This is a genomic window from Chitinophaga sp. (assembly GCF_036566945.1).
Lineage (GTDB): Bacteria > Bacteroidota > Bacteroidia > Chitinophagales > Chitinophagaceae > Chitinophaga.
On sequence record NZ_DATCVJ010000375.1, the window covers coordinates 1 to 11,839 of the forward strand.

Here is an 11,839-nt window from a genome sequence, read left to right on the forward strand (position 1 = left end):
AACCTTCGCAAAAGTCTAAAACAAATATTATTTTCCACTCCGGTCATCCGCCTCAATAGCTTTTTGCTTTTTGCCTTTAGCTTTCTGCATTCAGCAGTTCCCGGAACCAGTACCCGGAATCTTTGATGGTTCTTTGCTGGGTATCAAAATTTACGTGAACGAGGCCAAAGCGTGCGCGATAGCCTTCTGCCCATTCAAAATTGTCGGTGAGGGTCCATGCAAAATAGCCGTCCACCGGAATGCCTTCCTGTCGGGCTTTGAGCACGGCGGCGAGGTATTCCTGAAAATACTGAATACGGGCAATATCTTCCACCCGGCCATCTTCGGCGGGTATATCCGGGAAAGCCGCTCCGCCTTCCGTTACAATGAGTTTTTTTATGCCTTTGTAGGCGGCGAATTGTTTCAATACTTCGTATAGTCCGTTGCCGTTAATTTCCCAGCCTAGCCCGGTGAGGGGAACATTTCTTGATTTTGCTTTTACTTCAGAGATTTTCACGATGGGCATAAAAGAATTGTATTTCACCACCAAAGGGAAATAATTCTGTACGCCTATAAAATCAAAATCAAATGCCAACCGGTCCCAATCGCGCCACAGCGCGTAACGGCGGCCTATTTTTTTAAGTAGCGGAAAATCATCTACCGGATAACCCATGCCCAGCGCGGGTTCCAGGAACAGGCGATTAAACAGGGCATCTGCGCGGCGTGCCGCCTGCAAATCGGCTTCGCTGTTAGAATAGGGAATGATCTGTGAGCAGGACAGTGCGGTACCGATATTAGCGCCGGCTACTTCGTCGCGGAGCACGCGGCCGGCTTCGGCCTGCGCCAGCACGGCATGATGGACTGCCGGTAAAAACCAGGACAGGCCGAACTTACCGGGTGCGTGTACACCGAGCATATAGCCCAATGCTGTAAAACCAAATGGTTCATTTAACACGATCCAGTTCTTTACCTTATTGCCATATTCGCGGGCACATATTCTCACAAATTCTTCAAAAGCAAACACTACTCCCCGATGACTCCAGCCGCCTTTATGTTCCAGCGCCTGGGGTAAATCCCAATGATACAGGGTGATATAGGGCTCCAGGCCCAGTTCCAGGCAGGCATCTATTACGCGGTGATAATAGTCGATGCCGGCAGGATTGATTGCGCCGGTACCTTTGGGAAGAATGCGTGACCAGGAAATAGAAAAACGGAACACTGAGAAGCCCAGCAGCTTGGCCAGCAGAATATCCTGGGTGTAGCGGTTATAGAAGTCAGTGGCTATTTGCGCATGGCTTTTATCTTTGATTTTGCCTTTACGGCCGGAGAAAGTATCCCAAATAGAAAGCCCTTTGCCATCTGTATTGAAAGCACCTTCGTTCTGAAAAGCAGAAATAGTAACACCCCAAAGAAAGTCTTCCCCGAAATCCTTGCGTGTAAAGGGTACAGCAGTTTTTTGCATACGCGATACCGATAAAACCGGGGACTAGCGGCCCCGTAACAACATGCAGTTTACAACAGTTTTCGGGGAAAAGTAATTATATAATTGTTAACGCGGATTTTTGTCTTTCCCAGGATTATACTGATTATACTGATTATACTGATTCTCTGGATTTTTTCTGATGATTTTTTGATGATTTTTTGATTTTAAAAGATGTGCGGAGATATCTTTGAATCTTTGAATATTAAAATCTTAAAAATCAAAAATACAAAATCAAAAAAATCCTGAGAATCATCATAATCAGTATAATCCTGAGAAAGACAAAAATCCCCGTTTTTAAATATTATTTTTGAAAAACGACTAAACAGACGGTTAAAAAATGTGGAAAATAAACCTGGTGCTTGGACTTGCTCTCCTGAGCAGTTGTGCCGGCAACCCCGGTAAGCAGGGCGCTGCCGGTACTGAAAAAGACACGCTGAATAAGATGGTACTGATACCTGCCGGTTCTTTCCGGATGGGGGCAGATGATTCTACCGGCATGGCAGATGAATACCCGAAGCACCCGGTAGATGTGGCCAGTTTCTGGATGGATGAACATGAAGTGACCAAGCAGGAGTTTGCCAACTTTGTGGCGGCTACGGGTTATGTAACCACTGCTGAGAAGCCAATTAGTAAAGAGGAGCTGATGGCGAGTTTACCACCGGGCACTCCGGAGCCGGATAGTAGTGTACTGGCGGGTATGATGGCGCCGGGCGCACTGGTATTTACACCGCCGGATCATGCGGTTCCTTTCAATGATATTTCGCAATGGTGGACATTTGTGCCTGGCACCAGCTGGAAGCATCCGGAAGGACCAGGCAGCAATATCGATAACAGGGGCCATGAGCCGGTTACGCAGGTGTCGTGGCTGGATGCACAGGCGTACGCCAAATGGGCCGGAAAACGACTCCCTACGGAGGCAGAATGGGAATATGCCGCCCGTGGCGCCCTCTCCGGGAAATTGTATCCCTGGGGCGATGAAGCGCTAACCAGCGGTAAACTAAAAGCCAATACCTGGAACGGCAACTTCCCTTATAAGAATACCAAAACAGATGGCTATTATGGTACGGCGCCGGTAAAAACGTATAGTCCTAATGGTTACCAGTTGTATGACATGTCTGGTAATGTATGGGAATGGTGTGAAGACTGGTACGATGCCAACTACTACGTACAGGGAGAAAAGGGCGTACAAAATCCGGCAGGTCCTGCAGCGGGTTTTGATCCTGATGATCCGGGGCAGGCCAAGCGGGTGATCAGGGGTGGTTCCTATATGTGCAGTGATGAGTATTGCCGGGGTTACCGGGTATCGGCGCGTATGAAAAGCACACCTGAATCCGGTTTATCCAATCTGGGATTCCGTTGTGTGCGATCAGTCCTCCAGAAATGAGGACAGCACTCTATAGTCACCGTTATAGCGTTTCCCGTTCAGGTAAAAGGTAGGCGTACCATTTACGCCGCTACGAACACCGCTTTCAAAGTCGGCTTCCACTCTGCTGAGTAGTTTGGGTGATTCCATTTCATCGGCAAACTTGCGCAGGTCTAGTTCAAGATCGGCCGCCAGTCTCAATAACAATGCTTCATTCAATTCAGGCTGGCGGTTATAAATAGCATCATGCATTTCCCAGAACCGGTCCTGATTAGCCGCCGCTTCTACTGCCAATGCAGCATCCATGGCATATTCATGGGATTCTGAGAGCGGGAAGTTGCGAAAAACGAACCGGAGCCGGTTAGCAAAGCGTTCCTGCAGTTGTTTTACTACAAAAAAAGCTTCCCGGCAGTAAGGGCATTGAAAATCGCCATATTCTACCAGTTCTATGGTAGCATTGGGCACACCGGCGATATGATCCAAAGCATTCACGGGAGGAATCAGGGTAGGCATTCGCGTTAGTTTTTAAGGGTTTCCAATGCTTCCAGGATACCATCGGCACCAGGATTTTGGCCAATAGGCGATAAGTAGCTCCATTGTATAATGCCGTTGACATCTATTACAAAGAGTGCCCGTTGGCTAACCCCGTTTTCATATACGCCATACAGACGGGATACTGCACCTTTAGGTTCAAAGTCGGCCAGCAGATCAAAGTGCAGTTGCCGGGCTTTGGCAAAAGCATGATGGCACCAGGCGCCGTCTACGGAAATACCTAACATCACTGCGTTATACTTTTCGAAGTATTTAAGCATTTCATTGTACAATGCCATCTGGTCGCTGCATACCGGACTCCAGTCGGCCGGATAAAAAGCCAGGATCACATTTTTTCCGCGCAGTTCTTTGAGTGTAACCGTTTTTTCGGGGGTGGAGCTTAATGTAAAATCGGGGGCTATTTCGCCTTTTTGTAACATATGCAGGTGAATTAATCACCTATATAAACAGCGAAGGGCCGATAAAGTTGTACAGACACAAAAATGCCACGGTGGCGGACCGTGGCTTTTTGTAGCAAATGCTTTGGCACTATCTAATCATTTTTGTGGAATCATTGACATGTACTTCTACTTTAACGTCTTCTTTTGGAGTTCCACTCAGGCCTTTTTTTGTGGTGATGAGGATCACACCATTGCTGCCCTTTTCACCATATATTGTTTTGGCGGACGCATCTTTCAACACTGTAATGGATTCAATACTGTTTGGAGGAATGTCCGCAACAGGTTTATCTTTCGCACGAGGAACACCATCTACTATCACCAATGGTTCCTGGCCCGATGTACGACTGTTAAGAGTACCACCTGGTCTGGCAACAATACCGATAACATTGGGTTGTTTCGTTTTAACATACACGATTCCATTTGCTGCCGCAGCACCATATTCCTTTACTACTACTTCATTCTGTTCAGGTGCCTGGTTTTTCACTACGTTAACGGATTCAATAGTATTAGGGTCCATCGCGTCTACAGCTGCTTTGCTCGATAAGTTACCGTCTACTACGATAACCGGGTCCTTACCAGATGCAGAGTGGATAGAGATAACGTTCCCGGATGTGGACGCCTTTACTGCCGGTGTTACTTTCACCTCTTGCAAAGCGGGCGTAGCCTTCGTTTCTTTGACATTCACCTTGATCACTTTTGGTGCCGGGGGGGTCTGTTTTTTAGCTGGTACCGTATCCGTTACATTGATAAAGTGCAATGCGGTGGATGCTTTTGTATAATTCAACGATAAAACCAATGCTCCGACCAATGCTCCTAATACGCCATAACGTAGCAGTTGATAGCGGGATGACCTTTTACTGTTCATCATGATAATTCTTTTTTTAAGGTGTGAGAAATTGAAATTGTTTGCGATGGCCGTCGCATAAGGGATCCCACTTACTTTAATAAGGTTGTATTGATAACTGGTTTTATCCACGCCCTGCTGCAGCAGGAACCTGTCTGTTATGAACTCCAGGTTTTCACGGATGGCTGTTTTCATGAGCCATGCGCCGGGGTTGAACCAGTAAAAAATATTGTTGACTTCTCCGAGCAATGCGTCGGCGGTATGCCATTGCTGTACGTGTACCTTTTCGTGGTGCAGGATAGCGGGCAGTTCCTCCGGCTGGTGCAGGGAAGGATTTATATAGATATGACGGAAAAAGGAAAACGGATTCACCGGTTGTTGTAACAATTGCACCGTTATATCATCGATTTTAGCGCGCTGTGATATGCGGTGAATTTTCCAAAGAGAAAAAAGCTGTATACAAAAACGTATAGCCATGACCGATACCCCTATCCAGAAAACATATACCAGGGCGGTCCAAACGGTAAACACCGGTGCGGGGGCCTGCCAGGCGGCGAAATTGGGGATATAGGTCAGTACTGTGCCGGCAATGACTTCATGTTTATTTACAAATGCATTGATGGGAATAAAGGGAAACAAGGAGGAAAATGAGATACCTATCAACAGAAATAGCCTGTTTAGTGTATAAAAGGTGAGTCTGCGTAAACCAAAACGGTATGCCAGGAAAAACATGGTCAGTGCAATATTCGCCTTTAACAGATATATTAAAATAGCAGGTACCATAGTTAATAGTTTATTATTTACCTTTTTCTATCATGTTGATAATTTCCTTCAATTCGTCTGGACTGATCTTCTTTTCTTTTGCGAAGAAGGATACTAGTTCTTTATAAGAGTTTTCGAAATAATCCTTTACAAATCCGTTCATAAACTTTTGTTTATAGGCGGCTTCTTCAATGGATGGCGTGTATTCATATACGTTACCTATTTTGCGGCTTTCCAGAAAACCTTTTTTTTCCAGGTTTTTAATGGTAGACGCCAGTGTAGTATATGGTGGTATCGGCGCAGGATGCGCTTCCAGGAAGTCTTTCACTAAACCTTTCCCGACTTTCCAGATAGCCAGCATGGCTGTTTCTTCTTGCTGGGTCAGTTTTTCCATGATATCATTTTATGGTAAATTACGATTCTTTCGTAAATCTACGAAGTTATCGTAGATCAAACAAATTTATTTTTTGGGGAGGGAGAGAAAGCTGTTTTTTGAGCGAAATCGCCGTTTTTCGGCTATTATCTGTTGTGATTGGTAAACAAAGGGGATTTGATAGCAATCGTTGTTCCGGCTATTAGCTGTTAAGATAACCAGTTGTGCCAGGAGGCAACAAGCGCCTACCGGTGAGGGCATAAAAAAGGGGCTGCATCGATGATACAGCCCCTTCCAAAACGTACTGCTTACGCAGCTAATTATTTCATGATTTCTTCCAGCTTGGAGGCGAGTTCTTCACCACGCAGGTTTTTCGCAACGATTTTACCTTTAGGATCAATCAGCACGTTCTGAGGGATCGCGCGTATTCCGTAGAGGTCTGCTGCTGCATTTTTCCAGCCTTTAAGGTCAGAAACATGTGTCCAGGTAAGTTTATCTGCTTCCACTGCTGCCAGCCATTTATCTTTCTTGTCGTCCAGGGAAACACCGAGGATTTCGAAGCCTTTATCTTTGAATTGATCGTAAGCCTTTACCACGTTAGGATTTTCAGCGCGGCAGGGACCACACCAGCTAGCCCAGAAATCTACCAGTACATATTTACCACGGAAAGAGGACAGGCTGATATTTTTGCCGCTGGCATCTGCCTGTGCAAATTCGATCGCAGGTTGTCCTACGGCTGTTTTGCGGGCAGCTTCCAGGCGTTTGGAGAATTCCTTACCGGAAGGAGAATTCTTTGCTTCTTTGCTTAATTTCTTGAACAGCGGAGATATTTCAGCTGGCTTCAGGTCATATCCTGCTACCTGGTTCAGTAAGAACATGGAGATAGGAGAATCCGTATTTTTAGAGAGAAAATCATTTTCTATTTTCTTTTCTTCTGCATCGAGTGCATCATACTGTGATTCCAGTTTCTTGATACCTTCCTCATCTTTATTTTTAGCGAGTTCACGGTATTGTTTCTGCAGTGCAGCTGCTTTCTCGTTTACATCTTTCAGTTGTTCATTCAGCTTTTTGTAGTCATCGTTAGCTTTAGAACCGGCTACAGTGGCTTTGCTGATGGAATCGGTGGTAGTGATAGTGATGGCGCCTTTATCCAGGAATACTGCGAGCATGTCGCGGCCCATAGATACCGGTTTTTCGGTGCCTTTCTGTACCAGCATCAGGCTGGCCAGACCTGGTTCTTCCAGGGAACCGTTAAACGTAAATTTACCGTCTTTAATTTGGGCGCTATCTACAAAATTTTCACCACCCTTACGCATTCTCAGGTAAACGGTAGCGGGGTTCTGTTGCTGGGAAACAGTTCCCTGTATAGTATAAGGCTTGCCTGCGGAGGAACCTTTTTTATCCTGGGCAAATATTACTGCCGGTGCAAAAAGGGCAATACCTACAATCGTTTTTTTCATTGGTTTTTGTTTTACGAACAACAAATTTGTAAAATCGGCTGATCAATCGCAACCTGATTTTGATAAGCGGCTATTTCAGCAGTTCCTGCAGTTTGGCTTCCAGCTCTTCCCCACGCAGATTGCGGGCAATGATCTTGCCATCGGGGTTCACCAGGAAATTGGAAGGAATGGACTGAATACCGTATTGCACGGCCACTTCGTTGCCCCATCCCCGGAGGTCAGATACCTGTGTCCACTGCAGTCCATCCTGATTGATAGCGCGCAGCCAGCGGTCGCGGTTATCATCCAGGGAAACGCCCAGGATGGTAAAGTTCTTATCCTTGTATTTGTTGTACGCTTTTACGACGTTGGGGTTTTCCTGACGGCAGGGGCCACACCAGCTGGCCCAGAAGTCGACCAGCACATACTTACCTCTGAAAGAGGAAAGCTTCACTGCCTGTCCTTTCGTGTCTTGTTGGGAAAAGTCGTCTGCCTCCACATTAACGCCATTGGCCTTCAGACTTTTTATATAAGCGGTTACGCTTTCTCCGTATTGTCCGTTCTGTATGGATTTATCAAGGGAACTGAACAGCGCCTGGAATTCTTCCGGTTCCAGTCTGGAACGTAATTCATTCATCAGCAACCAGATACTGGCAATGCTGGACGGATGGGCTTTGATAAAATCTTTGCCTGTTTTAATCACGTCCTTGCTGAAGTCGTCGGCCTTTTTGCGGAAAGCATTTTTGCCTGGTTCATCTTCCGGATTAATGTCTTTAGCCGCTGTATTCAGATCCTGCGCTCTTTTAATCAATGGTTCAAAAGCTTTCTGGTACTGCTGCATGGCCTGCGTGTTGTCATTGCCTTTTACCGCAGATGCAATCGGATAAGTAGCCAGTGAAGTGGTAAAATGAACCGATTCGTTGCCTCCTGTTACAAACAGCATCGGGTAGTTCACATCTCTCAAAATCAACGCATACACAGCCGGCTCTTTGCCGCCCTTCACCCGAAAACTGAATTGCTCATTTTTTATCACAACAGAATCATCCGGACTGTTATCCTGGTCATCAAAAAGGTATATGGTTTTGCCGTTGCCTCCCTTCACAATGCCCGACACCTGTTGGGCATTCACTCCTGTGGAAAACAGCGCTACAGCAGCTAACAGGAAAATCTGTTTCATTACGAATTATTTTAATTAGTTGAGGGGTGTAATATACGAAGAGATTTTATAAGGAGGGAGGGGCGGGCTTCGCCCGTTGTTAAATTTTTTTGACCCCGATTTTGATGATTTTAATGATTGTACTGATTTTATTTTTATTCATTATAGGATGATTAGTAACTAATAAACCTATAAAATGGAAAGAATAAAATCCTGATAATCATTAAAATCATCAAAATCGGGGTCAAAAAAATTTAACAGTTGGCGAAGCCAACTAACTATTTATGCCGCTGTTTTAACACCGAAATAACATCTGACAACTGGAATCCTTTCGCCTGCAGCAGGATCAGGTAATGGAACAGCAGATCGGCAGATTCGCTGAGGAATAATTCATCATTATCATCTTTGGCTTCGATCACTACTTCTACCGCTTCCTCTCCTACTTTTTGCGCAATCTTATTAATGCCACGGGCAAAAAGACTGGCAGTATAGGATTTATCGGTAGGATTGTTTTTTCTGTCGGCAATAATTCCTTCCAGTGTGGACAGGAAATCGTTGCTTACATTTTGCTCATCCCAGCAGGTATCTGCACCGGTATGGCATACCGGGCCAACGGGACTGGCTTTCACCAGGATGGTATCCTGGTCGCAGTCTACCTTCAGGTCTTTTACGATCAGGAAGTTACCGCTTTCCTCTCCTTTTGTCCACAGGCGTTGTTTGGAGCGGCTGAAAAAAGTCACCTTACTTTCCGCCATGGTTTTCTCCAGTGCTTCGCGGTTCATATAACCCAGCATCAATACTTTGGAAGTCACAGCATCCTGTATAATAGCCGGGACCAGGCCATCGGACGACTTTTGAAAATCTATCTGCATGTTAACTTGTTTCAGGTATCACTAAAATCTTACGTTCACTCCTTTGTTATAAAGAAAGGTTTTGAGCGCAGGTATTTCTATTTCTTTATAGTGGAAGATGCTGGCTGCGAGTGCTGCATCTGCCTGTGCGTTTTCAAATACGTCTACAAAATGTTCCATGTTACCAGCGCCACCAGAGGCGATCACCGGTACATTGAGATTTTGCGACAGTTGTGCGGTAATATCCAGTGCGAAGCCTTTTTTAGTACCATCATTGTTCATAGAAGTGAGGAGTATTTCACCGGCGCCGCGGTTCACCGCTTCTTTGGCCCAGTCAAATGCTTTCACGTCTGTTTTCACGCGGCCACCATTCAGGTATACGTACCAGTCGCCGTCTTCAAAACGGGTATCAATAGCCAGTACAATACACTGACTGCCGAATTCGCGCGCCAGCCTGTCTACCAGTGCCGGGTCCTTGAAGGCAGAGGTATTGACGGATATTTTATCGGCGCCGGACTGGAGCAATACATTTACATCTTCTACAGAAGAAATGCCGCCGCCTACTGTGAAAGGAATATTCACATGGCGGGCAATACGGGTCACCAGTTCGGCCAGTGTTTTTCTTCGTTCATTCGTAGCCGTGATATCCAGAAATACCAGTTCATCGGCGCCCTGTGTGGCATATAAAGCCCCCAGTTCAATCGGATCCCCGGCATCGCGGATATTTTCGAAGTTGACACCTTTAACGGTACGTCCGTCTTTGATATCCAGGCATGGTATGATGCGTTTGGTCAACATGTGCTAATATTTTACAGGAATGTTTTTAATGCATCCATAGAGATATTACCCTCATAGATGGCTTTACCGATAATAGCGCCGCTACAGCCAATTTCCTGTAAGGCCGCCACGTCTTCAATATTGCTTACGCCGCCGCTGGCCACAAAGTTAATGGCAGGAAAGCGTGCAATGATTTTTTTGTATAGTTCGGTAGACGGGCCCTGTAACAAACCATCTTTAGCGATATCTGTACAGAAGATATTGGTAACGCCTTGTGCGATATTACTTTCCAGAAAATCAAATACGGAGAGATCGGTTGTTTCCAGCCATCCGCCTACCGCGATTTTTTCTTCTTTTACGTCGGCGCCTAAAAATATTTTATCCGCGCCATATTGTGTTACCCAGCTAAAAAACAATTCCGGCTGTTTTACGGCTACGCTACCGATGGTGGCTAATGCTGCGCCACATTCGAAAACGATGTCTATATCTTTTCCGGTTTTGATACCGCCGCCAAAATCTGTTACCAGGCTGGTTTTGCCTACAATATTCTCCAGCACTTTCCAGTTCACTACCTGTCCTTTTTTAGCGCCGTCCAGGTCGACCAGGTGTAAGCGTTTTACGCCGATAGCTTCAAACTCCTTTGCTACTTCCAGCGGGTGTTCGTTGTATATTTTTTGCTGGCTGTAATCGCCCTGTGTGAGCCTTACACATTTACCGTCGATGATATCGATGGCGGGTATTATTTCGAAACGTTTAGCAGTCATATTATTCCCGTCTAGTGGTAATTCCATTCTTACGAAGGAGATACCGCTCTTTATAAAATAGTCTCCTTTTTTGGTGTAGCCCAGCTGATCATAAAAGGTGACAGCTGTTTCGCGGGCGTTACACCAGAGCAGTTTTATGTTCTCTTTTTTGCAGATGCCAACAAGATGCGCGAGGATGGCCCTACCATACCCTTTTCCCTGTGCAGCCGGAGCGGTAGCCAACTTGCGGAACTGGGCGCTGTCGCGGCCCAGGAAAAGGGATACCACTGTTACCAGTTGTCCGTGATCAAAAACGCCAAAGTGTAACCCGTCTGCATCATGATCTACTTTTACAACAGATAGTGGTTCATTCGGATACAGCACATCTCTGCGTAGTTCCCATGTATCATCTGCACTGATCTGGCGGATATTCATCTCAAAGGTTCAAAAAGTTTTCAATAATGCGGGCGCCGGCTTCCGCGGATTTCTCCGGGTGAAACTGTACCGCGTAAAAATTATCTTTTTGCAGGGCCGCGCTGTAGTTGATCACATAGTTGGTGATGGCTACCGTGTCGGCCCCAAGTGCGGCGTAATAGCTGTGCACAAAGTACATGTAGGCATTTTCCGGCACATGTTCAAACACCACGCTGTGTAAACCGGTAATATTATTCCAGCCTATCTGCGGTATCTTTAGCAGATTTTCCACGGGTGATTGAAAACGTTTTACCGCCGTATCAAACACGCCTATGCAATGGGTATCGTTTTCTTCCGAATGTTTGCACAGCAGCTGCATACCCAGACAAATGCCCAGCACCGGCTGTTGCAGGCCAGCGATGACCTGGTCCAGTTTTCTTTCTTTCAGGTAGCGCATGGCCGTACTGGCTTCTCCCACACCGGGAAAAATCACTTTATCGGCCGCCATGATCTCTTCGTGATCATCTGTAACAGTACCGTTAACGCCTAAACGCTCTAATGCAAACTGCACGGAGCGAATATTACCGGCGTTGTATTTTATGATAACCGTTTTCATATAAGAATTATTTGGAGAATTACGAATTACGAATTACGAATTACGGA

The 11,839-nt window shown here is 45.9% G+C and carries 12 protein-coding genes; 1 reads left to right on the forward strand and 11 read right to left on the reverse strand.

Annotated features, from left to right (window positions below; genetic code table 11):
• Positions 1–76: 76 nt before the first annotated feature.
• Positions 77–1,441: a GH1 family beta-glucosidase gene (locus VIP81_RS10945; protein ID WP_331959838.1), complete on the reverse strand. Its 1,365-nt coding sequence runs from the start codon at positions 1,439–1,441 to the stop codon at positions 77–79.
• 358 nt (positions 1,442–1,799) lie between these two features.
• On the opposite strand from VIP81_RS10945, the gene VIP81_RS10950 reads away from it, so the two are divergent.
• On the forward strand, positions 1,800–2,846 hold the full coding sequence (locus tag VIP81_RS10950; protein WP_331959842.1) for a formylglycine-generating enzyme family protein: 1,047 nt from the start codon (positions 1,800–1,802) through the stop codon (positions 2,844–2,846).
• Here the strand turns inward: VIP81_RS10950 and VIP81_RS10955 are convergent.
• From VIP81_RS10955 to hisH, 10 genes are all read right to left on the reverse strand, one after another.
• Positions 2,829–3,338, reverse strand: a complete 510-nt coding sequence (locus VIP81_RS10955) for a DsbA family protein (RefSeq protein WP_331959845.1) — start codon at positions 3,336–3,338, stop codon at positions 2,829–2,831. The genes VIP81_RS10950 and VIP81_RS10955 overlap by 18 nt on opposite strands.
• Before the next feature lie 5 nt (positions 3,339–3,343).
• Positions 3,344–3,796 (reverse strand): redoxin domain-containing protein, encoded by a 453-nt coding sequence (locus VIP81_RS10960; RefSeq protein WP_331959848.1) that lies wholly within the window; start codon positions 3,794–3,796, stop codon positions 3,344–3,346.
• A gap of 109 nt (positions 3,797–3,905) precedes the next feature.
• Entirely contained in the window at positions 3,906–5,444 is a 1,539-nt protein-coding gene (locus VIP81_RS10965; protein ID WP_331959851.1) for a M56 family metallopeptidase, read from the reverse strand.
• A 13-nt stretch (positions 5,445–5,457) separates the two neighbouring features.
• Positions 5,458–5,817 carry a BlaI/MecI/CopY family transcriptional regulator gene (locus VIP81_RS10970; protein WP_331959854.1) on the reverse strand — a complete coding sequence of 120 codons (360 nt, stop codon included), beginning with the start codon at positions 5,815–5,817 and terminating at the stop codon, positions 5,458–5,460.
• A gap of 299 nt (positions 5,818–6,116) precedes the next feature.
• Complete coding sequence (locus VIP81_RS10975; RefSeq protein ID WP_331959856.1) at positions 6,117–7,256, reverse strand: AhpC/TSA family protein; 1,140 nt, start codon at positions 7,254–7,256, stop codon at positions 6,117–6,119.
• A 70-nt stretch (positions 7,257–7,326) separates the two neighbouring features.
• A complete protein-coding gene (locus VIP81_RS10980) occupies positions 7,327–8,412 on the reverse strand; it encodes an AhpC/TSA family protein (RefSeq protein ID WP_331959858.1) in 1,086 nt (361 codons plus the stop codon).
• 257 nt (positions 8,413–8,669) lie between these two features.
• On the reverse strand, positions 8,670–9,263 hold the full coding sequence (hisIE, locus tag VIP81_RS10985; RefSeq protein WP_331959860.1) for a bifunctional phosphoribosyl-AMP cyclohydrolase/phosphoribosyl-ATP diphosphatase HisIE: 594 nt from the start codon (positions 9,261–9,263) through the stop codon (positions 8,670–8,672).
• 21 nt (positions 9,264–9,284) lie between these two features.
• Complete coding sequence (gene hisF / locus VIP81_RS10990) at positions 9,285–10,040, reverse strand: imidazole glycerol phosphate synthase subunit HisF (protein ID WP_331959862.1); 756 nt, start codon at positions 10,038–10,040, stop codon at positions 9,285–9,287.
• A gap of 11 nt (positions 10,041–10,051) precedes the next feature.
• The gene (hisA, locus tag VIP81_RS10995) at positions 10,052–11,197 is read right to left on the reverse strand and encodes a 1-(5-phosphoribosyl)-5-[(5-phosphoribosylamino)methylideneamino]imidazole-4-carboxamide isomerase (RefSeq protein ID WP_331959865.1); all 1,146 of its coding nucleotides are present in this window, start codon (positions 11,195–11,197) and stop codon (positions 10,052–10,054) included.
• A gap of 1 nt (position 11,198) precedes the next feature.
• The gene (hisH, locus tag VIP81_RS11000) at positions 11,199–11,792 is read right to left on the reverse strand and encodes an imidazole glycerol phosphate synthase subunit HisH (protein WP_331959868.1); all 594 of its coding nucleotides are present in this window, start codon (positions 11,790–11,792) and stop codon (positions 11,199–11,201) included.
• Positions 11,793–11,839 lie beyond the last annotated feature (47 nt).